This window comes from Kitasatospora sp. NPDC057936 (assembly GCF_042887525.1).
Classification (GTDB): Bacteria; Actinomycetota; Actinomycetes; order Streptomycetales; family Streptomycetaceae; genus Kitasatospora.
On sequence record NZ_JBHVPD010000025.1, the window covers coordinates 47,856 to 70,722 of the forward strand.

The 22,867-nt window shown below is 73.1% G+C and carries 21 protein-coding genes; 15 read left to right on the top strand and 6 right to left on the bottom strand.

Going from position 1 to position 22,867, the window contains the following annotated elements; all coding sequences use genetic code 11:
* Positions 1–110: 110 nt before the first annotated feature.
* The gene (locus ACFVU9_RS16045; protein ID WP_329932372.1) at positions 111–602 is read right to left on the bottom strand and encodes an inorganic diphosphatase; all 492 of its coding nucleotides are present in this window, start codon (positions 600–602) and stop codon (positions 111–113) included.
* A gap of 76 nt (positions 603–678) precedes the next feature.
* Here ACFVU9_RS16045 and dacB point away from each other — a divergent pair, with 76 nt between their 5' ends.
* The 6 genes from dacB (at position 679) to folE (ending at position 9,128) form a co-directional block, all read left to right on the top strand.
* The gene (dacB, locus tag ACFVU9_RS16050; RefSeq protein ID WP_387593766.1) at positions 679–2,331 is read left to right on the top strand and encodes a D-alanyl-D-alanine carboxypeptidase/D-alanyl-D-alanine-endopeptidase; all 1,653 of its coding nucleotides are present in this window, start codon (positions 679–681) and stop codon (positions 2,329–2,331) included.
* Between the two features lie 583 nt (positions 2,332–2,914).
* On the top strand, positions 2,915–4,093 hold the full coding sequence (locus tag ACFVU9_RS16055; protein WP_380441119.1) for a zinc-dependent metalloprotease: 1,179 nt from the start codon (positions 2,915–2,917) through the stop codon (positions 4,091–4,093).
* 273 nt (positions 4,094–4,366) lie between these two features.
* Positions 4,367–5,494 (top strand): tRNA lysidine(34) synthetase TilS, encoded by a 1,128-nt coding sequence (tilS, locus tag ACFVU9_RS16060; protein ID WP_387593768.1) that lies wholly within the window; start codon positions 4,367–4,369, stop codon positions 5,492–5,494.
* 70 nt (positions 5,495–5,564) lie between these two features.
* Entirely contained in the window at positions 5,565–6,119 is a 555-nt protein-coding gene (gene hpt / locus ACFVU9_RS16065; protein WP_030059589.1) for a hypoxanthine phosphoribosyltransferase, read from the top strand.
* A gap of 227 nt (positions 6,120–6,346) precedes the next feature.
* Positions 6,347–8,404 (top strand): ATP-dependent zinc metalloprotease FtsH, encoded by a 2,058-nt coding sequence (ftsH, locus tag ACFVU9_RS16070; protein ID WP_380441115.1) that lies wholly within the window; start codon positions 6,347–6,349, stop codon positions 8,402–8,404.
* A gap of 118 nt (positions 8,405–8,522) precedes the next feature.
* Positions 8,523–9,128, top strand: a complete 606-nt coding sequence (folE, locus tag ACFVU9_RS16075) for a GTP cyclohydrolase I FolE (RefSeq protein WP_380441113.1) — start codon at positions 8,523–8,525, stop codon at positions 9,126–9,128.
* Between the two features lie 25 nt (positions 9,129–9,153).
* Here folE and ACFVU9_RS16080 read toward each other — a convergent pair whose 3' ends face one another.
* Complete coding sequence (locus ACFVU9_RS16080) at positions 9,154–9,942, bottom strand: ferritin-like domain-containing protein (protein WP_380441112.1); 789 nt, start codon at positions 9,940–9,942, stop codon at positions 9,154–9,156.
* 116 nt (positions 9,943–10,058) lie between these two features.
* Positions 10,059–11,213 carry an alpha/beta hydrolase gene (locus tag ACFVU9_RS16085; RefSeq protein ID WP_380506351.1) on the bottom strand — a complete coding sequence of 385 codons (1,155 nt, stop codon included), beginning with the start codon at positions 11,211–11,213 and terminating at the stop codon, positions 10,059–10,061.
* A 375-nt stretch (positions 11,214–11,588) separates the two neighbouring features.
* Here ACFVU9_RS16085 and ACFVU9_RS16090 point away from each other — a divergent pair, with 375 nt between their 5' ends.
* The 7 genes from ACFVU9_RS16090 to ACFVU9_RS16120 all read left to right on the top strand — a co-directional run bounded on the left by ACFVU9_RS16090 (position 11,589) and on the right by ACFVU9_RS16120 (position 18,172).
* Positions 11,589–13,427 (top strand): phosphatidylglycerol lysyltransferase domain-containing protein, encoded by a 1,839-nt coding sequence (locus tag ACFVU9_RS16090; protein WP_380441108.1) that lies wholly within the window; start codon positions 11,589–11,591, stop codon positions 13,425–13,427.
* A 162-nt stretch (positions 13,428–13,589) separates the two neighbouring features.
* A complete protein-coding gene (folP, locus tag ACFVU9_RS16095) occupies positions 13,590–14,462 on the top strand; it encodes a dihydropteroate synthase (RefSeq protein WP_380441106.1) in 873 nt (290 codons plus the stop codon).
* A gap of 31 nt (positions 14,463–14,493) precedes the next feature.
* Positions 14,494–14,973: a nuclear transport factor 2 family protein gene (locus ACFVU9_RS16100; protein ID WP_363651121.1), complete on the top strand. Its 480-nt coding sequence runs from the start codon at positions 14,494–14,496 to the stop codon at positions 14,971–14,973.
* A gap of 248 nt (positions 14,974–15,221) precedes the next feature.
* Positions 15,222–15,581 (top strand): dihydroneopterin aldolase, encoded by a 360-nt coding sequence (folB, locus tag ACFVU9_RS16105; protein WP_329932371.1) that lies wholly within the window; start codon positions 15,222–15,224, stop codon positions 15,579–15,581.
* 40 nt (positions 15,582–15,621) lie between these two features.
* On the top strand, positions 15,622–16,218 hold the full coding sequence (gene folK, locus ACFVU9_RS16110) for a 2-amino-4-hydroxy-6-hydroxymethyldihydropteridine diphosphokinase (RefSeq protein ID WP_387593771.1): 597 nt from the start codon (positions 15,622–15,624) through the stop codon (positions 16,216–16,218).
* 170 nt (positions 16,219–16,388) lie between these two features.
* Positions 16,389–16,877 carry a DUF3180 domain-containing protein gene (locus ACFVU9_RS16115; protein ID WP_359967523.1) on the top strand — a complete coding sequence of 163 codons (489 nt, stop codon included), beginning with the start codon at positions 16,389–16,391 and terminating at the stop codon, positions 16,875–16,877.
* A 188-nt stretch (positions 16,878–17,065) separates the two neighbouring features.
* Positions 17,066–18,172 carry a hypothetical protein gene (locus ACFVU9_RS16120; RefSeq protein ID WP_387593773.1) on the top strand — a complete coding sequence of 369 codons (1,107 nt, stop codon included), beginning with the start codon at positions 17,066–17,068 and terminating at the stop codon, positions 18,170–18,172.
* An 83-nt stretch (positions 18,173–18,255) separates the two neighbouring features.
* On the opposite strand, the gene ACFVU9_RS16125 is transcribed toward ACFVU9_RS16120, so the two are convergent.
* Positions 18,256–18,831 (bottom strand): TerD family protein, encoded by a 576-nt coding sequence (locus ACFVU9_RS16125; RefSeq protein ID WP_380435771.1) that lies wholly within the window; start codon positions 18,829–18,831, stop codon positions 18,256–18,258.
* Positions 18,832–18,955: 124 nt separating this feature from the next.
* Positions 18,956–19,444 (bottom strand): hypothetical protein, encoded by a 489-nt coding sequence (locus ACFVU9_RS16130; protein ID WP_387593775.1) that lies wholly within the window; start codon positions 19,442–19,444, stop codon positions 18,956–18,958.
* 76 nt (positions 19,445–19,520) lie between these two features.
* Between ACFVU9_RS16130 and arfB the strand changes: the two genes are divergently transcribed.
* The gene (gene arfB / locus ACFVU9_RS16135; RefSeq protein WP_380498602.1) at positions 19,521–19,952 is read left to right on the top strand and encodes an alternative ribosome rescue aminoacyl-tRNA hydrolase ArfB; all 432 of its coding nucleotides are present in this window, start codon (positions 19,521–19,523) and stop codon (positions 19,950–19,952) included.
* A 76-nt stretch (positions 19,953–20,028) separates the two neighbouring features.
* Here the strand turns inward: arfB and ACFVU9_RS16140 are convergent, their stop codons facing one another.
* Positions 20,029–20,556, bottom strand: a complete 528-nt coding sequence (locus ACFVU9_RS16140; RefSeq protein ID WP_380435777.1) for a flavin reductase family protein — start codon at positions 20,554–20,556, stop codon at positions 20,029–20,031.
* 384 nt (positions 20,557–20,940) lie between these two features.
* Here ACFVU9_RS16140 and ACFVU9_RS16145 point away from each other — a divergent pair, with 384 nt between their 5' ends.
* Complete coding sequence (locus ACFVU9_RS16145) at positions 20,941–22,833, top strand: diguanylate cyclase domain-containing protein (protein ID WP_380435779.1); 1,893 nt, start codon at positions 20,941–20,943, stop codon at positions 22,831–22,833.
* Positions 22,834–22,867: the final 34 nt, after the last annotated feature.

The following is a 22,867-nucleotide window of genomic DNA, read 5'->3' on the forward strand; positions in this document are numbered from 1 at the left end:
GCCGGGGCCGCGGAAGACTCTCCGCGAACCCCGGCCCCGGGCTGTCCCGACCTACCTCGACCTATCTCGAACTACCTCGAACCGGTCTCGATCGAGATCGGAACGACGGCTCAGTGGCCGCCCTGGTCCGCCAGGCGCTTGATCGAAGCGGTGACCTCGGCCTCGGCCTCGGCGCGGCCGACCCAGTTGGCGCCCTCGACGGACTTGCCGGGCTCCAGGTCCTTGTAGACCTCGAAGAAGTGCTGGATCTCCAGACGGTCGAACTCCGACACGTGGTGGATGTCCCGCAGGTGCTCCCAGCGCGGGTCGGTCGCCGGGACGCACAGCAGCTTGTCGTCGCCGCCGGCCTCGTCGGTCATCTGGAACATGCCGATCGCGCGGCACTTGATCAGGCAGCCGGGGAAGGTCGGCTCGTCCAGGATCACCAGCGCGTCCAGCGGGTCGCCGTCCTCGCCGAGCGTGCCCTCCACGTAGCCGTAGTCGGCCGGGTAGCGGGTCGAGGTGAAGAGCATCCGGTCGAGCCGCAGACGGCCGGTCTCGTGGTCGACCTCGTACTTGTTACGAGAGCCCTTCGGGATTTCGATAAGGACGTCGAACTCCAACGGTTCCTCCAAGGTAGGGACTGACAGAATCCAAGTGTCTCCTACGGGAGCGAGTGCTCGGGAAAGGGGCCGGTCGGTGGGAGCAGGGGTCGGGGCGGGGCGCCGCCGCAGGGGGACGGCCGCGGGACTGTTCGGGGTGGCGCTGCTGGTCACCGGGACGGTCCTGGCCTCGGGCGGCGGTGCCTACGCGCAGCCGTCCCCGACGCCGGGCGGGCACAGCGCCGGGCACGGCGACGGCGGCCGCGGCCAGGGCGGACAAGGGGGCCAGGGCGGTCAGGGCAACCAGGACGACCAAGGCGACCAGGGGCAGGGCGACCAGGGCAGGAACGGCCACGGCAAGGGCAAGCGCTCCGGCGACCCCGGCAGCCAGGGCACGTCCGCCCCGGCCACCAAGGGCGGCACCCCCGCCCCGGGCGGCAGCGCGTCCCCGCTAGCCCGCCCGGCCCCGGCGCCGGGCGCCGTCCTGGCCGCCGTCGAGGCGGGCCGGGACAAGACCGCGCAGCCCACCGCCCAGGGCCTCCAGCAGGCGCTCGCCGCCGCCCTTGGCGACCGCAGCCTCGGCACGGTCACCGTCGCCGTCGGGGACGCCGCCGACGGCAGACTCCTGTACGGCTCCGGCGAGAACACCCCGGCGACGCCGGCCTCCACCACCAAGCTCGCCACCACGGTCGCGGCCCTCTCGCTGATCCCCGGCGACACCCGGCTCGCCACCCGGGTGGTCAAGGGGGCCGACCCCGGCGCGATCACCCTCGTGGGTGGCGGCGACCCTACGCTCACCGTGCTGCCCGCCGATCAGGTGCAGATCGCCGGCCGGCCCGCGGACGCCGACACCGCCCCCGCCTCGCTCGACGCGCTCGCCCGGCAGACCGCCGCCGCCCTGAAGGAGACCGGGACGACGACGGTCCGGCTGGACTACGACCTGTCGATGTACACGGGCAGCCCGCGGCACGAGAACTACGACGCGGAGAACATCCCGCTGGTCGTCCCGCTGATGGTCGACGAGGGCAAGGCCGACCCGAAGAGCCGCGAGGACGCGCCGGCGCGCGTCGCCGACCCGGCCTTCGCGGCCGCCGACGCCTTCGCGGCCCTGCTCAAGGCCCAGGGCATCACCGTCGACGGCAAGGCCAAGCCCGCCGCCGCCCCGGCCGCCGCCACCGCCCCCGTCCTCGGCCGGGTCGACTCGCCGACGATCGCCCGGCTGGTCGAACGGCTCCTGACCACCTCGGACAACACCATCGCCGAGGCGATCGCCCGCCAGGCGGCCATCGCCGCCCACCAGCCCGCCAGCTTCGAGGGCGCCGCGACCGCGGTGAAGCAGGAGCTCGGCCGGCTCGGTGTGACGACGACGAACGTGACCCTCAACGACGGCAGCGGCCTGCACCGCGGCAACGCGATCCCGCCGGCCGTCCTGGTCCAGCTCCTCACCCTGGCCGCCTCCGACCAGCACCCCACCCTGCGCCCGGTCCTCACCGGCCTCCCGATCGCCGGCTTCACCGGCACCCTCGGCAAGCGCTACGGCGCCGGCTCGGGCGCCGCCGACGCGGCCGGCCTGATCCACGCCAAGACCGGCACCCTGAGCGGCGTCAACACCCTCGCCGGGACGGTCGTCGACGCCGACGGCCGCCTCCTCGCCTTCGCCGTCATGGCCCGCACCGACGCCGACGCCGACGCCGCCCGCGCCGCCCTCGACCGTGTGGCCGCCCGCCTCACCTCCTGCGGCTGCCACTGACCGCCCTGCGGACGTGGGCGGCGCGCCCCGCCTGGCCGCGATAGGCCGCCCGGCAGCGGGGCTCGTGGGGTGGCAGCACGGTGTCGGCGGTCCGCCTCCGGTGCCGCACATGTCGATCGGCGGCCGCTGCGCCGAGGACGGTGCCCTCGTCGGCCCGTCCTCGCCAACCGGCGCGGGGCTGGTGCCGCGTACGTCGATCGGTGGCCGCTGCGCCGAGGACGGTGCCCTCGTCGGCCCGTGCCCACCAACCGCTGGCGAGCGCGTGCGGCGCCAGCGGCGTCGGCGGTCGCCGCTCGTGCGGCGCACCTCCGGCGTCCCCTCGGCGGCCCCAAGGCGGGCGAACGCGTCGGCCGAAACGCCGGCCCGCCTGCCGGCCGAGTGCGGTCCGCCTCGCCAGGGGCGCTCGGGCCACGCCCCCGTCGCTCCTGGGCCCCGCCCGCGCCCTTCGATCGTTGCGCGCCGGGCCGTTCGGTCGGCTCCCGGAGGGGCCGGGGCGGATGTGGTTGGGGGGTGACGGGATGGGGCAGGGCGTGGGTGGGGCCGGTGGCTGCCCCGGGCGGGGCGGAGCACGTACGGTGAGGGCATGACGAGCGCGAGTGGCGGATCTGACATGGTCGACTGGAATCTCGCGGTCGCTACCGCGACCCGGCTGGTGCGGCCGGGGCCGGAGGTGAGCCGTGCGGAGGCGGCGGCCGTGGTCGCCGAGCTGCGCCGGCACGCCCTGGCGGCCGAGGAGCACGTGCGGGCGTTCACCGGGATGCGTTCGACGAGCCTGGCGGACGCCGTCGCGACGCCCGTGCTCGTGGTGGACCGCCCCGGGTGGGTGCGGGCCAACGTGGCGGGGTTCCGTACGGTCGTCCAGCCGCTGGTGGAGAAGCTCCAGGCCCGCCGGGCGAACGGCCCGGCCGCGGGCGTGCTCGGTTCGGTCGGGGAGAAGGCCACCGGCATCGAGGTCGGCGCGCTGCTGGCGTTCCTGGCGACCAGGGTGCTCGGCCAGTACGAGACCTTCGCCCCCGCGGAGCCCTCGCTGGAGGCGCCGGACAGTCCGGCCGCCCTGTTCGACAAGCCGCGCCTCGGCCCGGATGGGCCCGGCCCGGGCCGGCTGCTGCTGGTCGCGCCGAACATCGTGCACGTCGAGCGGGAGCTGGACGTCGACCCGTCCGACTTCCGGCTCTGGGTGTGCCTGCACGAGGAGACCCACCGCACGCAGTTCACGGCGGTGCCCTGGCTGCGCGACCACATCCAGTCCGAGGTGCAGTCCTTCCTGACCGAGACGGACGTCGACCCGGGCGCCCTGCTGGACCGCCTGCGCGACGCGGCCGGCGCGCTGGGCGGCGGCCTGTCGGGCGTCGGCGGCCGCGAGCCCGCCGGGGCGTCCACCGGGTTGCTGGAGGTCGTGCAGACGCCCGCGCAGCGCGAGATCCTGGGCCGGCTGACGGCGGTCATGTCGCTGCTGGAGGGCCACGCGGACGTGGTGATGGACGGGGTCGGCCCGTCGGTGGTGCCGACGGTCGCGGAGATCCGGGAGAAGTTCCAGCAGCGCCGGGACCGCGGCGCGAACCGGCTGGACCTGCTCCTGCGCCGGCTGCTCGGGATGGACGCCAAGCTGCGCCAGTACCAGGACGGCGCGGTGTTCGTCCGGGGCGTCGTGGAGCAGGTCGGGATGGAGGGGTTCAACCGGGTCTGGACGTCCCCGAACACCCTCCCGACCAAGGAGGAGATCCACGACCCGGCCGCCTGGGTCGCCCGCGTCGCCCGCTGACGGGGCAGCAGCGGACCGCCGCCGGTCGGCGGCGGTCAACCGGGTTTCAAACCCGTTCGTACGAGTGGTCCAATCGGGCAGACCGAGGGAGAAGATACGTTTCTCCATTCACCCGAACGTGGGACGGTGGTCGTACCGGTGGCGCGGGTGGCGTAGCGGGTCGCTCCTTTCTGCCACCATCTGTGAGCGCCCGGTAACAGGGTGCTCACATGTGCGCGGTCCCCGCCGCGCCCACCGCCGTCCTGTCCCCCCTCCGTCGAGGAGTCGTCCGCCGTGGGCCCACACCCCGCCGTCGCCGCGATACGCCTGGCCGTCCGCCGCACGCTCACCGACCTCGCCGCCGAGGCCGGTTCCACCTTCACCGCACCCGCCCGCGAGGCCCGCGAGCGCGCGGCCGACGCGCCGCTGGTCGGTGCCGCCGTCGGCACCACGCTGATCGGCAACGCCGCCCGCCACCCGTCCGGGCTGCCCCGCACCCCGGCCGCCCCCGGCTCGCCGCTCGTCCTGGTCGCCGTCAGCGGCGGCGCGGACTCCATGGCGCTCGCCATCGCCGCCGCCTTCGAGGCCCCCAAGATCGGTCTGCGGGTCGGCGCCGTCACCGTCGACCACGGCCTCCAGGAGGGCTCCGACGAGCGCGCCGCCCAGGTGGCCGAGCGGCTGCGCTCGCTGGGCCTGGACCCGGTCGAGGCGATCTCGGTCCGGGTGGGCCGCGGCGGCGGCCCGGAGGCGGCCGCCCGGGACGCCCGCTACGCCGCCCTGGACGAGGCCGCCGAGCGCCACGGCGCGATCGCGGTGCTGCTCGGCCACACCCGCGACGACCAGGCCGAGACCGTCCTGCTGGGCCTGGCCCGCGGCTCCGGCGCCCGTTCGCTGGCCGGGATGCCCGCCCAGAAGGGCCGTTACCGCCGCCCGCTGCTGGAGCTGGACCGGGCCGCCACCCGGCAGGCCTGCTCCGCCCAGGCGATCCCGGTCTGGGACGACCCGCACAACTGCGACCCCGCCTACACCCGCTCCCGGGTGCGCCACGAGGTGCTGCCGGTGCTGGAGAAGCACCTGGGCGGCGGCGTGGTCGAGGCCCTGGCCCGCACCGCCCGGCTGTTCCGCGACGACGCCGACGCGCTCGACCAGTGGGCCGCCCTGGCCGAGCGGGACCTCCGGACCGGCGAAGGCACCCTGGACGCCGCCAAACTGGCGGAGCTGCCGTCCGCCGTCCGCCGCCGGGTGCTGCGCCGGGCGGCGCTCCGGGCCGGCTGCCCGGCCGGCGACCTGTTCGCCCGTCACCTGGAAACCGTCGACCTGCTGGTCACCGGATGGCGGGGTCAGGGACCGCTGCACCTACCCGGGGGCGTCGAGGCCACCCGCCGGTGTGGCACGCTGGTCTTTCGGCGGCAGGGCGACTGACGGGCGGGCATGCCCCGGGGGAGCCGGCCGCCGGCCACACAGACCCCGAACGTTTGAGGACGTATCCCCGGTGGACCAGAACGACATGGGCGCTGACCTCGCGAAGGTGCTCATCAGCAAGGACGAGATCGACGCCAAGCTCCTGGAGCTGGCGGAGCGCATCGACCGGGACTACGCAGGCAAGGACCTGCTGATCGTCGGCGTCCTCAAGGGGGCCGTGATGGTCATGGCCGACCTCGCCCGTGCCCTGCACTCGCAGGTCACCATGGACTGGATGGCCGTGTCGTCCTACGGCATGGGTACGAAGTCCTCCGGCGTGGTGCGGATCCTCAAGGACCTCGACACCGACATCGCCGGCCGGGACGTCCTGATCGTCGAGGACATCATCGACTCCGGTCTGACGCTGTCCTGGCTGCTGGGCAACCTGGGCTCGCGCGGTCCGGCCTCGCTGGAGGTCTGCACCCTGCTGCGCAAGCCGGACGCGGCCAAGGTCGAGATCGACGTCAAGTACGTCGGGTTCGACATCCCCAACGAGTTCGTGGTCGGCTACGGCCTGGACTACGCGGAGAAGCTGCGCAACCTGCCGTTCATCGGCACCCTCGCCCCGCACGTCTACGGCGGCTGAGGGCCCCGTTCGGGTTACGGGCGGGAACAGTACGTTGTTCCCGCCCGTTGACCGGGGGGACAAAGAACCACAACCGTGTCGCCGTGCTCCCGCCATGGGCGGGGCCGACTGCGGTACGGTCCAATAAACCGCTCTTCACATGAGCACCGATTCCGGATGCGCCGCGGCCCACAGCCCCCCGGCGCCGCTGAGTGGCAGGAGGGACGGGGCGGCAACGCCCCGCATGGATGGACGTCAAGCGATACTTCCGTGCGCCGATCATGTGGATCGTGCTGGCCGTCCTCGCCGTCATCGTTTTGATGCAGGTCGTTTCGGACTCGAACGGCTACAAGACGGTGGACACCGGTCAGGTCGTCGCAGCGATCGACGCGAAGCAGGTCAAGTCGGCGCAGATCACCACCGGTGACTCGAACACGATCAAGATCCAGCTGAAGGACGGCGCCACGCTGTCCAACGCCGGTACGGGCAAGACCCCGTCCGGCAGCAAGTTCCAGGCCTCGTACATCGGCGACCAGGGTGTCGCGATCGCCGACAAGCTCCAGGCCCAGATCAACGACAACGACCCGAACACGCTCGCCGAGGGCTACACCATCAGCCCGGAGAAGCAGAGCACCTTCGTCAGCCTGCTGCTGTCGATGCTGCCGATCGTGATCATCGTCCTGGTCTTCCTGTTCCTGATGAACCAGATGCAGGGCGGCGGCTCCCGGGTCATGCAGTTCGGCAAGTCCAAGGCCAAACTGCTCACCAAGGACACCCCCAAGACCACCTTCTCCGACGTCGCAGGCGCGGACGAGGCGGTCGAGGAGCTCCACGAGATCAAGGAGTTCCTGCAGGAGCCGGCCAAGTTCCAGGCCGTCGGCGCCAAGATCCCCAAGGGCGTGCTGCTCTACGGCCCGCCCGGCACCGGCAAGACCCTGCTGGCGCGAGCCGTCGCGGGCGAGGCCGGGGTGCCGTTCTACTCCATCTCCGGTTCGGACTTCGTCGAGATGTTCGTCGGCGTCGGCGCCAGCCGCGTCCGCGACCTCTTCGAGCAGGCCAAGGCGAACGCCCCGGCGATCGTCTTCGTCGACGAGATCGACGCCGTCGGCCGGCACCGCGGCGCGGGCCTCGGCGGCGGTCACGACGAGCGCGAGCAGACCCTCAACCAGCTGCTGGTCGAGATGGACGGCTTCGACGTCAAGGGCGGCGTGATCCTGATCGCCGCGACCAACCGCCCCGACATCCTAGACCCGGCGCTGCTGCGCCCGGGCCGCTTCGACCGCCAGATCGCGGTGGAGCGCCCCGACCTCCAGGGCCGCCTGGACATCCTCAAGGTGCACCAGAAGGGCAAGCCGATCGCGCCCGACGTCGACCTGTCGGCCGTCGCCAAGCGCACCCCCGGCTTCACCGGCGCGGACCTGTCGAACGTCCTCAACGAGGCCGCTCTGCTGACCGCCCGCTCGGACAAGAAGCTGATCGACAACGGCATCCTGGACGAGGCGATCGACCGCGTCGTGGCCGGTCCGCAGAAGCGCACGCGGATCATGTCCGACAAGGAGAAGAAGATCACCGCGTACCACGAGGGCGGCCACGCCCTGGTCGCGGCGGCCTGCCAGTACAGCGACCCGGTCCACAAGATCACCATCCTGTCCCGCGGCCGGGCCCTCGGCTACACGATGGTGCTGCCGGACGAGGACAAGTACTCCACCACCCGCAACGAGATGCTCGACCAGCTGGCCTACATGCTGGGCGGCCGCGCGGCGGAGGAGCTGGTCTTCCACGACCCGACCACCGGTGCCTCGAACGACATCGAGAAGGCCACCGCGACGGCCCGGGCCATGGTCACCCAGTACGGCATGACCGAGCGCCTCGGCGCGATCAAGTTCGGCAGCGACAACTCGGAGCCCTTCCTGGGCCGCGAGATGGGCCACCAGCGCGACTACTCGGAAGAGGTCGCCGGGCTGGTCGACGAAGAGGTCAAGAAGCTCATCGAGAGCGCGCACAACGAGGCCTGGGAGATCCTGGTCGAGAACCGCGACGTGCTCGACAACCTGGTCCTGGAGCTCCTCGAGAAGGAGACCCTGAACAAGGAGCAGATCGCCGAGATCTTCGCCCCGATCGTCAAGCGTCCGACCCGGCCGGCCTGGACGGGTTCCTCCCGCCGCACGCCGTCCACCCGGCCGCCGGTGCAGTCGCCCAAGGAGCTGGCGCTCACCAACGGCGCCGCCGCCACGGCCGACACCGCTCCGGTCGACATCGTGAAGCTCCCGCCGCTGCCGACCGCCGAGCCGCCCGCGGAGGGCTGATCCGGCGCTCCCGGCGGAGCCCGGGACGGAATGGATGCCGCGTCACCAGGGTTTGTACCCTGGAGGCGCGGCATCCGTGCTGTTCGCCCCGACGTTCCCCCTAGTAAGCGAGGCCCGCATGATCGACCCGGTGACTCTCGACGGTCCGGCCACCGTCGGGACCTTCGACCAGAAGCGGGCCGAGAACGCCGTGCGCGAGCTCCTGCTCGCCGTGGGGGAGGACCCGGACCGCGAGGGCCTGCTGGAGACGCCGGCCCGCGTCGCGCGCGCCTACAAGGAGATATTCGCGGGCCTGTGGCAGGAGCCCGAGGACGTCCTGACGACGACCTTCGACCTCGGCCACGACGAGATGGTGCTCGTGAAGGACATCGAGCTGACGTCCGTCTGCGAGCACCACCTGGTGCCGTTCCGCGGGGTGGCGCACGTCGGGTACATCCCGTCCACCAGCGGCAAGATCACCGGCCTGTCCAAGCTGGCCCGGCTGGTCGACGTCTACGCCCGCCGTCCGCAGGTGCAGGAGCGGCTGACCAGCCAGGTCGCCGACGCGCTGATGCGGATCCTGGAGCCCCGGGGTGCCATCGTCGTCGTCGAGTGCGAGCACATGTGCATGTCGATGCGCGGCATCCGCAAGCCGGGCGCCAAGACCATCACGTCCTGCGTCCGCGGGCAGCTGCGCGACCCGGCCACGCGGGCCGAGGCGATGAGCCTGATCATCGGGCGCTAGGGGCCGCCAGGGCCCCTGGAGGCGCTCAGAGCGCCTCGTGCTCGGCGTGCGGGGGTGCCGGGGTGCCCAGGGCGTTGCGGCGCTCGGGCATCCGCAGCCGCACCATCCGCCGCCAGCCGATCGCGCGGTCGTACAGGTAGAGGGCGCGCACCCCGAGGGTGACGACCGCCAGCTGCCAGCGCGGCCAGCCCAGGATCCGGGCCATCCGGGCGGTCACGGCGAGGCCGACGTCCCGGTGGGTGCGGATCTCGCCGCGGGCGCAGGTCTCCAGGACGTGCCGGATGTACGGGCCGTACCCCTCGGCCCGCAGCCGCAGCAGCTCCTCGTGGCAGTACGCGAGGTGGTTGTCCTCGTCGGCGGAGATCATCCGCATCGCGCGGCCGAGGTCGGGGTTGTCCCCGTACACCTTGACCAGCTGGCGCATCTGCTCGGCCGCGCGCTGCTCGGTGACCCGGCTGTGCGCGAGGTAGGTGATGATCTCGCGGTCGGACAGCGGGAGGTCGCTGTTCAGCCGTTCGTGGGACAGGCCGACGCCCTTGGCCTCCAGCAGCATGCAGTAGTCGGCGTCGGCCGGGACGGCGACCTTGGGCAGGCCGCGCTTGCTCAGCAGCTGGGTGAAGATCCGGCCGTGCTTGCGCTCGTCGGCGCCGTGCCGGGCGACCTTCGGGGCGAGGACCGGGTCCCGGGTGAGCGTGGTGATCCGCTCGTTCTCCCAGCCGCCCTGGTCCTCGCCGCCGGCCGCGATGCTGCAGAACAGCTGGTAGGCCTCGTCGTTGCGGTAGATCTCGTTGAAGAGCGAGCGGGTGCTCAGCACGGCGCCTCCTGCGCGGATCCGGACGGCGCCCTCCGGGGGCCGGACGGGCGGTCGCGATACGTTCCCCCGGTGTCGGCGGCCGGGTGGCCCGACCGGCGGGTAATCACCCGCGCGCGTCACCCGAGGTGCGAGCCCATCCACTCCAGCGAGGCCGGCAGTTCCCGGATCCAGCTGTCCCAGTTGTGGCCGCCGTCGTCCAGGTACAGCGACTCGGCCTTGAACTGGGGGTTGCTCGCGGCGGTCTGCTGGGCCTGTTCGACGAACTGGACGGTCTGCGGGTAGTCGGCCTCCTTGCGGGTGGAGACCACCAGGAGGTTGAGGGGCGGGGCCGGGAGGTTCTGCAGCCGCCAGCCGAGGTCGCTCTGCTGGGCGAGGCCCTTGTCGCCGTTGAAGAGGTTGCCGCCGGTGAACTGGTCCTCGCGCACGGTGAAGTCCCCGTGCAGGCCGACCGCGCTGCCGTAGACGTTGGGGAAGCGCATCGCCAGCCGCATCGCGCAGCTGCCGCCGGTCGAGTAGCCGAAGACGCCCCAGGAGCCCGCCGAGCGGCCGGTCCGGTAGGTGGAGCCCAGCGCCTCCGGGAGGTCCTTGACGAACCAGGTCTCGGTGCGCGGGCCGCCGGGGACGTCCACGCACTCGGTGTCGCGCGGCGGGGCGACCGTCGGGCGGGCCAGGACGACGATGGTCGGCGGCATCTTGCCGTTCTTCTGGAGGTCCGCCGCGGTCTGGACGACCGGCAGCTCCTTCAGCATGTTCAGCGTGGTGCCGGGGAAGCCGGCGATGCCCACCATGACCGGGAAGCGGACCAGCGCGAACTTCGGGTCGAAGTACTCGGGGGGCAGGTAGACGAACATCTGGTCGGAGTAGCCCGTCTCCTTGCCGCTGACCCGGACCGACTCGATCCTGCCGACCTCCTCGGGGGCGCCCTTGGGCAGGTTCGGGACCGACTCCAGGCCGCCCTCGTTGGTGGGCTGGACCAGCGCGTCCGAGACCGGGGTGCCGCCCTTGTGGTTCTCGTTGCTGGTCAGGACCAGTTTGGCACCGCCGGGGCTGAGCAGGTCGTCCCAGGACGTGTAGAACCCGAAGGAGTTGTTCACCGACAGCGCCAGCACGGCCAGCACCGAGGCCTGGGTGACCGTCAGCAGGCCGATCCGGCCGAGGACCGGCAGCGGGCGCTGCCGGGCGAGCCTGGGCCAGATCCAGAGTGTGGTGAGGAGAGCCGCAGCGCCGAGTGCGAGCAGCGAGTCCACCAGCGCGTCGCTGGTCAGTTCCATGCCGTCGGCCTTCCGATGGGACCCTGTCGGTGCACGCCTCATCGTCTGGCGATCCGTCAGCTGCGGCCACCGCGACTAGGCTGTCCGGAGGCCGGGGCCGTCCGGCGAGGCCGGGGACGAGCGGGGGGCAACCGGCGCCCTAGAATGCGGCGTCCACCGTACGTAACGCGTCCCGGAGGTCCTCGTCGCACCGTGCGACGGCGGCCCCGGCTCCCACCCCCGGCTCGATCGCAGCGCGCCGCGGCACCGGTTTACCGTCCGTTTCCGGTTCCTTTGTGCGCGTATGGCCTGATGAAGGAAAAGGCATGAAGGTCCATCACACGTGCTCCCCCGGAGTGACAGGACAGCCCCACGCAGCCTCTACGCTGAGCTCCCATGAGTGTTCCCGTGTCCGATGAGCCGAGCCCCGAGCAGCCGCGCCGCCGCCGCGGTCTGCAGACGCTGCGCAACCAGGCCGCTGCCGTCCCGAGGGCCTGGCTGCCCGGTGCGGTCGGCTACGCCTGTCTGCTGATCGGGCTGGTGGACATCGCCAGTGCGGTGTTCCCCAAGCTCCGGCACACCAAGATGCACACCGTCGCCGGACAGCTGCCGGGTGGGACCACCTCCCTGGCCGCGGTCGGCACGCTGATGATCGGCCTCCTGCTGGTGCTGCTCGCGCACGCGCTGCGCCGGCGCAAGCGCCGGGCCTGGCGTGCGGTCTGCGTCCTGCTGCCGGTCGGTGCCGCGCTGCACATCGTGCGCTGGCACCAGATCGGCCCGGCCGTCGTCTCCCTGGTCGTCTTCGCCGTGATGCTCGTGCACCGTCGCGAGTTCTACGCCAAGGCCGACCCGCGCACCCGCTGGCGCGCGCTGGTCAACCTGATCGTCATGGGCACCGTCAGCGTCCTGCTCGGCCTCATGATCGTCAGCGTCCGGACCCGCTACGAGCTCGGCCACCCCGGCCTCTACGAGCGGCTGGAGCACGTCGCCTACGGCCTCTTCGGCTTCGAGGGCCCGATCCGCTACAACAACGAGCGGATGTCCGACCTGGTCGCCTACCTGCTCGGCGGGCTCGGCCTGCTGACCGCCTTCACCACCGCCTACCTGGCGCTGCGCCCGGGCAAGCCGAAGCCCGAGCTCACCCCGGAGGACGAGGAGAAGGTCCGCGGCCTGCTCGACCGGCACGGCGAGCGCGACTCGCTCGGCTACTTCGCGCTGCGCCGCGACAAGAGCGTGCTGTTCTCGCCCACCGGCAAGGCCGCCATCTCCTACCGGGTGGTCTCCGGCGTGATGCTCGCCTCCGGCGACCCGGTCGGCGACGTCGAGGCCTGGCCCGGCGCGATCAAGGTCTTCATGGCCGAGGCCCGCGAGCACGCCTGGGTGCCGGCCGTCATGGGCTGCAGCGAGGTCGGCGGCGAGGTCTGGACCCGCGAGGCGGGCCTGGACGCGCTGGAGCTGGGCGACGAGGCGATCGTCGACACCGCGGCGTTCTCGCTCTCCGGCCGCGCCATGCGCAACGTCCGCCAGATGGTCAAGCGGATCGAGCGCAACGGCTACTCCTGCAAGGTGCGCCGCGTCCGCGACCTCACCCTCGACGAGAAGTTCCGGATCGCCGACGCCGCCGCCCGCTGGCGCGGCACCGACACCGAGCGCGGGTTCTCCATGGCCCTCGGCCGCTTCGGCGACCCGCTCGACGACGACTGCGTCGTGGTCACCGCCCACAAGGCGCCCGAGGAGGGCGAGGCCGGCGACGACCTCAAGGCCGTGCTGCACTTCGTGCCCTGGGGCCCGGACGGCATCTCGCTGGAGCTGATGCGCCGCGACCGCGCGGCCGACCCCGGCCTGAACGAGCTGCTGATCGTCGCCGCCCTGCAGGCCGTGCCCGACCTGGGCGTGCGCCGGGTGTCGCTGAACTTCGCGATGTTCCGCTCGGCGCTGGCCCGCGGCGAGCGGATCGGCGCCGGACCGGTGCTGCGGGCCTGGCGCGGCCTGCTGGTCTTCCTGTCGCGCTGGTTCCAGATCGAGTCGCTGTACAAGTTCAACGCCAAGTTCCAGCCCGAGTGGGAGCCGCGCTTCCTGGTGTTCCCGAGCACCCGGGACCTGCCGCGGATCGGCTTCGCCGCGATGCAGGCCGAGGCCTTCATCACCCTCGGCATGCCGCGCTTCGGCCGCAAGCGCCAGCGCGAGGGCCTGATGCCGGACTCCGTCGCCCGCGAGGTCACCGAGGCCGCCTGAGGCACCGGGCCCGATCCGGGCACCGCAGGACCCAGTGGGCCCCCGCCGAGAATCCTCGGCGGGGGCCCCGTTCGATAATGGGCGCATGAGCGAGCGCAGCGAGCGAATCATTGGAGGGCGCGCGTGGGCGAATGCCCTCGCCGAGCGAAGCGAGGCGGGCGCATGAGCGATACGCCGTCCTTCTCCGTTCCGGCCGGACTGCCGCGGCTCGGCCGCTGCGCCGTGATGGGCGTGGTCAACGTCACGCCCGACTCCTTCTCGGACGGCGGGCTGTGGCACGACCCGGCCCGCGCGATCGCGCACGGGCTCGCGCTCCGGGCCCGCGGCGCGGACCTGGTGGACGTCGGCGGCGAGTCCACCCGGCCCGGCTCCCAGCGGGTGACCGAGGAGGAGGAACTCGCCCGGGTGCTGCCCGTCGTGCGCGAGCTGGCCGACGCCGGGGTCGTGGTCTCCATCGACACCATGCGCGCCTCCGTCGCCGAGCGGGCCGTGGCGGCCGGTGCCGCGATCGTCAACGACGTCTCCGGCGGGCTGGCCGACCCGGCCATGGCGCACGTCGTCGCCGAGACCGGCGTGCCGTTCGTGGTGATGCACTGGCGCGGGCAGTCCGCCGACATGGACCGGCTGGCCGTGTACGGCGACGTCGTCGGGGACGTCGTCGCCGAGCTGACCGCGCGGGTGGACGCGCTGGCGGCGGCCGGCGTCAAGGAGGAGCAGCTGATCCTCGACCCGGGGCTGGGCTTCGCCAAGACCCCCGAGCACAACTGGGCGCTGCTCGGGCGGCTGGACGCGCTCACCGCGCTCGGCCGTCCCGTCCTCGTCGCCGCATCGCGCAAGCGGTTCCTGGGTACGCTGCTCGCCGACCCGGAAACCGGGGAGCTGCGCCCGGCCAGGGAGCGCGACGACGCGACCGCTGCGGTGTCGGTGCTCTCGGCCCGGGCCGGGGCCTGGGCGGTGCGGGTGCACGACGTGTCCGGGACGGCGGATGCCGTCCGGGTGGTCGCGGCCTGGCAGCGCGCGGCCCGGTTGGGGTAGAACGGGAGGGTCTGTGGCAGGTGATGGCAGGTTGAGCGGGGCCGCGGCGGGACGGGCGCGAGAGGCGGACGTGGAGGCCGTGCTCGCGGCGAACCGGGCGCTCTACGAGGCGCTGGAGCGCGGGGACCTGGAGGCGGTCGAGGACGCCTGGCTGGGCGCCGCGGACGCGGACGACAAGGGCGGCGTGGTGTGCGTGCACCCGGGCTGGCCGGTGCTGCGCGGCCGGGCCCAGGTGACCCGGTCGTACATGCTGATCATGATGAACACCGAGTACATCCAGTTCTTCCTGACCGACGTCGAGGCCGAGGTGCACGGCGATGTGGCCCTTGTCACGTGCACCGAGAACATCCTCTCCGGCGGGGAGGCCGAGGAGGAGGGCGAACTCGGTCCGCTGGTCGGCGGAAAGGTCGTCTCGACGAATCTCTTCCGGCGCACCCCGGCCGGGTGGAAGCTCTGGTCGCACCACGGTTCACCCGTGCTGACCAGCGGAGACGAGGACGACGAGGACTGACCGGGCGAGCCGGGGAAAACCGCCGCCGAAGCGTCGCCCGGGAATTTCGAATCGGTCACCGAACGTTCACGTCAATCGCCGGATCGGCGTGCGTGGCGACGGTTCGTGCCGGGTAGGACGGTCAGACGTTGTCCGTGCCCGCGGGTAGATTCGAAACGGAGTGGCGGGCCTGCCGCCCGCCTTCGCCCTGCTCGTCCGTGCCTTTTCCTCGGGCGGGGCCCGTCCGACTGGGAGCAGTGATTCGTTTGCTGGACCGCGTCACCCTGCGGGGTCTGCGAGCCCGGGGCCACCACGGCGTCTTCGAGCGCGAGCGCGTCGAGGGGCAGACCTTCGTGGTCGACCTCGTCCTGTACCTGGACACCCGCCCGGCCGCGTCCGGCGACGACCTGACCCGCACGGCGCACTACGGGATCGTGGCCGAGGAGGTCACCGCGATCATCGCCGGGGAGCCGGTCGACCTGATCGAGACCCTGGCGCAGCGCATCGCCGACCAGTGCCTCAAGCACGACGCGGTCGAGGAGGTCGAGGTGACCGTCCACAAGCCGGACGCCCCGATCACCGTGCCGTTCGACGACGTGACCGTGACCATCCACCGGACGCGCGCATGACCGCAGCCGTGCGCCCGGTACCCGATGCAGAGGAATCTCGATGAACAGCGACCCGACCACCTCGCCGAGCACGTTCGACCTGGAGAGCCGGGTGGACTCCGCCGACACGACCCTGCACAGCCAGCGCTGCGCGGTGGTCGCCCTCGGCAGCAACCTGGGCAACCGCCTGGACACCCTGCAGGGGGCCGTGGACGCCCTCGCCGACACCCCCGGGCTGAGGATCAAGGCCGTCTCCGCGGTCTACGAGACGGAGGCCGTCGGCGGGCCGGACGAGCAGCCCAACTACTACAACGCGGTCGTCGTGCTGCGCACCTCGCTGCCGCCGCTCGACCTGCTGGAGCGCGGCAACGCGATCGAGGACGCCTTCGGGCGGGTGCGCACCGTCCGCTGGGGCGCGCGCACCCTGGACGTCGACATCCTGGCGTACGAGGGCGTCGTCAGCGACGACCCGCAGCTGCTGCTGCCGCACCCGCGTTCGCACGAGCGGGCCTTCGTGCTGGCGCCGTGGCTGGACGCCCAGCCGGACGCCGAGGTGCCCGGGTACGGGCAGGTCTCCGTGCTGCTGGAGAAGCTCGGCGGCCCGGACGCGCAGGGCGTGCGCCGGCGGGACGACATCCGCCTGACGCTGCCGGAGTAGCGGTTCGGCGGCCCGGTGGCCGGGGAACTCGGGTGGGGGCCCGGCCGTCCGAGTAGGTGTCCGCCGTCCGTGCGGGTGTCCGCCCGGCCGGGCCCGGTACGGTGGCCTGGCGCCGCCGCTCCGGGCTCCCGGGCGGCCGTCTCTGGTACCCCGGGAAGGACCTCCTCCGCGTGAAGCTGCTTCGCCTCCGCCTGCTGATCGGCATCACCGCCGCCACGACGGCGCTGTCCTGGGCCGGTGCCAAGCTGTGGGCCTCCCTGGACACCCTGCCGGCCGTGCCGGCGGCGGCGCCGGTGGTGCTGGCCGCGGTGGCGGTGATCCTCCTGGCGACCACGATCTCGCTGCGGGGCCGGCTGAAGGCGGTGCGGGAGCGCCAGCCCGGCGCGAAGCGGGTCGATCCGCTGCTCGCGGCCCGGGCCGTGGTGCTCGGGCAGGCCAGCGCGCTCGTGTCGGCGGTGGTCACCGGGATCTACGCGGGGGCGGGCATCTACCTGCTCGGCGAGCTGGACGTGCCGGCGCGCAAGGACCAGGCCGTGACGGCCGGCCTCGCGGTGCTCGCGGGCGCCGCGGTGATCGCGACGGCGCTCTGGCTCCAGCATGTGTGCAAGCTGCCGGAGAACCACGACGATCCGGGTGGCCCGGCTGCCTCGCACCGCTGAGCTGGGCAGTTGTCGTGATCTTGAGTGAAGTGCCGGGCACGTGCGGTAAATCTTGCACAGTGTCAAGGGTCAAAGCGGACCCTGGGCTGACACGGCCCCAATTCGCACGCTAGTTTCTTGGCATGTCTCGCGGACGCCACCGTCATTCCTCCGTCCTCGGCCGGGTCTTTCCCCCCACCGCAGCCGGCGTGCTCCTCGTCGCAGCTCTGGCCGCTCTGCTTTTCAGTCAGGACACCATCCTGGTCCGCTCGGTGGGTGTCGCGGCGGTGTCCGCGACGCTCGGCTTCGCGGTCCTGCTGAAGCAGCGCGACAGGGCGGCCCGGGCCGCGGCCGAGACGTCCGTCGCGCAGCGGCTGCGGGCCGAGGAGCGCTTCGAGGAGCAGCTCGCCGAGGCCGAGTACGCGGCGGAGGTCGCGGAGGAGCGGGCCACCCGGTTCGGGCGGCGGCTGACCGCGGAGAAGTCGCGCCTGGCGAAGGCCGAGACCGAGATCGCCCGCCTGCTGCGCGAGCGGGCCGTGCTGGTCGCCGAGCAGGCGCTCAAGGAGGCCGAGGCGGCGCAGCGGGCGCTGGCCGCGAGCCGTCCGAAGTACCCGGCCAGTCCGGCCGCGTTCGTCCGTGCCGGTGCCGTGCTGCGGCTGCTGGAGCGGCGCGCGCGGGCCCAGGAGGAGCGGCGCGAGCGGTCGGCGGGCGCGGAGGTCGCGCTGCGGGCGCGGACGGCTCCCGTCGCGCCGGCGCGGGCCGCGCAGGCTCCGGTGCTCCCGAAGCAGGTTGCCGCCGTGCCCGTTTCCGCGGTGCCGGCCCCGGTGGCCCCGTCCGTCCCGACGCCGGAGTCGGCTGCGCGGCAGGCTCCGGCGTCGACTCCGGTGAAGGCGGCTCCGGTGCGGCCGGTGCTGACCGCCACGGTGGGCCAGCTGGGCGGTGCGCCGGCCGCGCCCGCGGCTCCGGCCGAGCGGCAGCGTCCGCGCCCGGGGCAGTCCGGCCAGGCGCGCGGGCAGGGCTTCAGCTTCTTCGGGCGCAGTCCGGGTGCCGCGGTGCGGGCGGCGGCCCCGGCTCCGGCGGTCGGCAGTGTCGCCGAGCTGAACGAGCGGACGGACCTGGCGGACGTGGTGGGCGACGAGGCGGTGGCCGAGAAGGCGCTGGCCGAGGCGCAGGAGGCCCAGGAGGCGCAGGAGGCCCGCGGGGCCCGGGACGCCGGGGGTGCCGCGCCGGAGCAGGGCGAGCCGACCGTCGTCGACCTGACGCCGGAGGAGGAGACGGAGCTGATCCAGCTCCCGGAGCTGCGCGCCTCGCGCTGACGCCCCGCGAACGCGACCGCGGCGCGGAACGTCGGATCGACCGACGTTCCGCGCCGCGGCGTTTCGGGCCCGGGGCCCGGGCGTCAGATCTGGACGCCGAAGTCCTGGGCGATGCCGGCCAGGCCGGAGGCGTAGCCCTGGCCGACGGCGCGGAACTTCCACTCGCCGTTGTTGCGGTAGAGCTCGCCGAAGATCATCGCGGTCTCGGTCGCGGCGTCCTCGGAGAGGTCGTACCGGGCCAGCTCGGCGCCGCCGGCGGCGTTCACCACGCGGATGTAGGCGTTGCGGACCTGGCCGAAGTTCTGGCTGCGGGCGACGCCGTCGTAGATCGTGACCGGGAAGGTGATCCGGGCGGCCTCGGCGGGCAGGGCGGCCAGGTCGACGTTGATCGACTCGTCGTCGCCCACGCCCTCGCCGGTGCGGTTGTCACCGGTGTGCACGACGGAGCCGTCCGGCGTGCTGGTGTTGTTGAAGAACACGAAATGGCCGTTGGACAGCACCTTGCCGTCCGCGTTCAGGACGATGGCGCTGGCGTCGAGGTCGAATTCGGCGCCGGTCGTGGTGCGGACGTCCCAGCCCAGGCCGACCGAGACCGCGGACAGGCCCGGGGCCTCCTTGGTCAGCGAGACGTTTCCACCCTTGGAGAGGCTCACTGGCATGGTGATCGCTGTCCCTTCGTTCGCTTTTCCCGGGACAACGCAATCGTCCGGTGGATTGGTTCCACCGGGGATCCTCCCTTTCGCGTGGGCGCCAAGCTCTGGCAAAGCGCGGGCAATGTACGGGTCAGATCCGGCGGAACCTGCCCTGGAGCGACCAGATGTTGGGGTTGTCGGCCAGGTCGGGGTGCATGTCGAACAGGTCGGCGAGGGTGTCCTGGAGGAAGTCCCGTGCTTCGCGGCGCAGATCGGCGTGGCGCACCACCGCGGGCGGCTCGTCGGGCAGCCAGGTGGCGCCGACCTCGACCCAGTTGAAGCGGCGGGCGAAGCGCAGCAGCTCGGTGTTCTGGGTGAAGTCGAGGTCGGCGGTCTGGACACGGGCGGCCCGGCCGCCGGCCGGGTCGCGGTCCAGCTCCTCGGCGATGTCGCACAGCGCCCACGCGAAGTCGAGCACCGGGACCCAGCCCCAGGCGGTGGAGAGCTCCGCGCCCTCGGCGTCCAGGTACACGTCGCCGCAGAAGAGGTCGTACCGCAGGGCGTGCACGGAGGCGGTGCGGTAGTCGGTCTGCGGGGGGTCGGGGAAGCGGTTGGAGAGGGAGTAGCCGAGCTCGATCACACCGCCATTGTCGGGGCTCGGGGTGCGTGCCGGATAACCGGGTGACCGGGCGGGCCGGGCGCGGGATGATGGGCGCATGCCCGAGCCCATCCGCGTACGGGGGTCGGTGGTCGTCCCCGACGCCGAGCTCGTCTGGCGCTTCTCCCGTTCCTCCGGCCCCGGTGGCCAGCACGTCAACACTTCCGACAGCAAGGTCGAGCTGCGCTACGACGTGGCCGCCTCGAAGGCGCTGCCCGAGGTGTGGCGCGAGCGCGCCCTGGAGCGGCTGGCGGGCCGGCTGGTGGACGGCCGGGTGCTGGTGGTCCAGGCCTCGGAGTTCCGCTCGCAGTGGCGCAACCGCGAGGCGGCCGCGGTCCGGCTGGCCGCGGTGCTGACCGAGGCCTGCGCGCCGCCGCCGAAGACCCGCCGGGCGACGAGGCCGAGCCGTGGGATGGTCGAGCGGCGGCTGGACAACAAGCGGCACCGCTCCGAGCTGAAGGAGGGGCGGCGCTCGCCGCGCTCCGAGTAGTCGCCCGCCGAGTAGTCGCCCGCCGGTCCGTCGGCGCGGTGGCCCGGTCGAGCGCGCCGTGTGCCGGCGGGGTGGCTCAGCCGAGCGTGCGGTAGCCGCCGCGGAAGTAGAGCAGGGGCCGGCCGCCGGGGTCCGGGACGACGGCCTCCAGGACGCGCCCGAGCAGCAGCGTGTGGTCGCCCGCGGGTATCCGCTGCTCGGTGCGGCACTCGACGGTGGCCAGCGCGCCCTCGATCAGCGGGGCGCCGGTGGCCGGGCCGCGGTGGTGCGGGGTGTCGGCGAACAGCAGCCGGTCACTGAGCCGGCCCTTCATGGCGAAGCGGGAGCCGGTCGTCTTCTGGGCCTCGGTGAGCACCGAGACCGCCCAGGTGTCCACGCGGGCGAGCACCTCGTCCATCCGGGAGTCCTCGCGGACCGAGATCAGCACCAGCGGCGGCTCCAACGACACGGAGAGGAAGGACGTGGCGGTCATGCCGATGTCCTCGCCGTCCTCGGGGTCGTGGACGGTCACCAGGCTCACGCCGGCGGCGAGCTGGGAGAGTGCGGCCCGGAACTCGTCGGGCGTGGCGTGGGCGGCAGCTTCGGGCTGCGGGGACGGGTACACGTACCGCACGGTAGCTGGCGGTCGCGGGTCGCGACATCGGGCCGTGGTCGTAGGACCAGCGGCGCAGGGGTGAGGGCCGGGACCGGTGCCCTCACTCACCCCCAGGGGTGAAGCAGGGGTGGAGCAGGGGGCCTGCCGGGCGACAGGCGGCTTCAGCGCGCGGGCAATGCGGTCGACCACGAGAAATGTTCCGATAGCGCTTTATGTCCCGCTATGGGACGGATGAGCTGATTAAGGGCGCATTAGTGTCGTGTGATTTAAGTCACAAGTGGTGGCCTATTGCTGACCGAGCGTGCCGAACGCTGTGCTCCCTGTGATTCAGTTCTTCTGGCAATCGGACGATAACCAATCAAGAACTATCCGAAGCAGCCGGGGAGCCCCCGCATGGAAGCCGAGTCGGAGCCGTACGTCCGTCTCGCGACCCTCCGCACCTTGCACCGGGTCGTGGCGGACCTCAACGCTGCCCGCAGCCTGGCGGGCACGCTGCAGGCCGTCGTCGAGGGTGCGGTCCACGGGCTCGGATTCGACGCCGCCGCGGTGAGCCTGGTGCGGCCCGACGGCGACCTCGTCGTGGCGGCCGTCTGGGAGCTGGAGGAGAGCGCCATGGGCGGCCCCTCCGTGCTGCTCGGCCAGGTCGGCTCCCGCGAGTCCTGGGACCGGCTGCTCGGCGTCAGCGACCACTGGGGCACCCTGCGCTTCCTGCCCTACGACCGGGGCTGGGCCGTCGCCAGCGACATCCCGCGCTGGATCGGGGACGGCCCGATGCCCGTCTACGCCAACGACTGGCACCCCGCCGACGGGCTGCTCGCCCCCATGTACAGCGCCGGCGGCGACCTGCTCGGCGTCCTGTCGGTGGACCGTCCGCGCAGCGGCAAGCGGCCCGGCGCCTGGACCCGCGAGGCGCTGGAGATGTTCTCGCTCCAGGCCTCCATCGCGATCGGCAACGCCCGCCTGCGGGCCGAGATGCAGCGCGCCCTGGCCCGCCTGGAGAAGGAGCAGCAGGCGCTGCGGGCGAGCGAGGAGAGCTTCCGCCAGGCCTTCGAGTACGCGCCCAGCGGCATGGCCATCACGGAGCTGTGCGGCCCCGGGCGCGGCCAGCTGACCAGGGTCAACGACGCGCTCTGCCGCCTGCTCGGCCGACCACGCGCGGTGCTGCGCCAGCAGAGCTTCGTCGACCTCGTCCACCCCGACGACCGCGCCCTGCTGGAGCGCACCAGCGCGGAGAGCGGGCGGGCCGAGCTCCGGCTCTCCCGGCGGGACGGCGGCTACCAGTGGGTGTGCCTGCGCAACTCCGTCGTGGCGGACGCCGCCGAGGGCCCCAGCTTCCTGCTCACCCACGTCGAGGACATCGAGGACCGCAAGCGCCACGAGCTCCAGCTCGCCCACCGGGCCAGCCACGACGCGCTCACCGGCCTGCCCAACGGCGCCGAGCTGAAGGCCCGGCTGGCCCGCCGGCTCTGCCCCGAGCCGCAGACCGTCGGCGCGGTCGCGGGCCCCGCGGAGGCGGCCTTCCCGCAGCCGTACGGCGGCTACCCGGCCGACTCGTACAGCGCGCACGCCGCGTACGACGGCCTGGAGGGCGCCGAACCGTACGCCGGGGCGGTGCACACGTACGGCGCGCCGGACGGGAGCCTGCCGGCGGGGCTCGGGGCGGCGGACGGCGGCCTCCCGGCCGGGTACGAGGTCATGGGCTACGAGGTCACGGGCTACGAGGTGGCGGGCTACGGGGCCGCCGGGTTCGGTCCCGGCTACCCGGAGCACGTGCACGCGGTGGTCCCGGCCGAGTACGGCCCGGGCGGCGAGGCGTGGTCCGGAGCGTTCCGCCCCGGCGCGGGCGGCGGCGCGATCGTCGACAAGGGGCTCGCGGTGCTCTTCTGCGACCTCGACGGCTTCAAGTCCATCAACGACCGGTTCGGCCACAACGCGGGCGACGCCGTCCTGGTCGAGGTCGCCCGCCGGCTCAGCCAGGCCGTCCGGGACGGCGACACGGTGGCCCGGCTCGGCGGTGACGAGTTCGTGGTGCTGGCCGACGGCATCGGCCGCGAGGAGGCCAAGGACCTCGCCCACCGGCTGCGCAACGCCATCATCCCGCCGATGCGGATCGACGGACGGGCGATGCGGGTGGGCGTGAGCCTCGGGATCGGCTGGGCCGGCTGCGGGATGAGCATCGAGGAAGTCCTGCACACGGCGGACGAGCGGATGTACGACGAGAAGCGGGCCAGGGGCGGCGCCGTGCGCGGGGCCAGGGGCGAGCGCTCGCACCGCCGGGCGGGCTGAACCCGGGCCCTGGCGGCCCAGGTTACCGGCGGGT

Bases quoted from the DNA above. Each gene is read 5' to 3' on its own strand.
- ACFVU9_RS16085 (WP_380506351.1), bottom strand. From the start codon at position 11,213: ATGGAACTGACCAGCGACGCGCTGGTGGACTCGCTGCTCGCACTCGGC.
- ACFVU9_RS16055 (WP_380441119.1), top strand. From the start codon at position 2,915: ATGACGAGCGCGAGTGGCGGATCTGACATGGTCGACTGGAATCTCGCG.
- ACFVU9_RS16090 (WP_380441108.1), top strand. From the start codon at position 11,589: ATGAGTGTTCCCGTGTCCGATGAGCCGAGCCCCGAGCAGCCGCGCCGC.
- ftsH (WP_380441115.1), top strand. From the start codon at position 6,347: ATGGACGTCAAGCGATACTTCCGTGCGCCGATCATGTGGATCGTGCTG.
- ACFVU9_RS16125 (WP_380435771.1), bottom strand. From the start codon at position 18,831: ATGCCAGTGAGCCTCTCCAAGGGTGGAAACGTCTCGCTGACCAAGGAG.
- folE (WP_380441113.1), top strand. From the start codon at position 8,523: ATGATCGACCCGGTGACTCTCGACGGTCCGGCCACCGTCGGGACCTTC.
- ACFVU9_RS16145 (WP_380435779.1), top strand. From the start codon at position 20,941: ATGGAAGCCGAGTCGGAGCCGTACGTCCGTCTCGCGACCCTCCGCACC.
- arfB (WP_380498602.1), top strand. From the start codon at position 19,521: ATGCCCGAGCCCATCCGCGTACGGGGGTCGGTGGTCGTCCCCGACGCC.
- folK (WP_387593771.1), top strand. From the start codon at position 15,622: ATGAACAGCGACCCGACCACCTCGCCGAGCACGTTCGACCTGGAGAGC.
- folP (WP_380441106.1), top strand. From the start codon at position 13,590: ATGAGCGATACGCCGTCCTTCTCCGTTCCGGCCGGACTGCCGCGGCTC.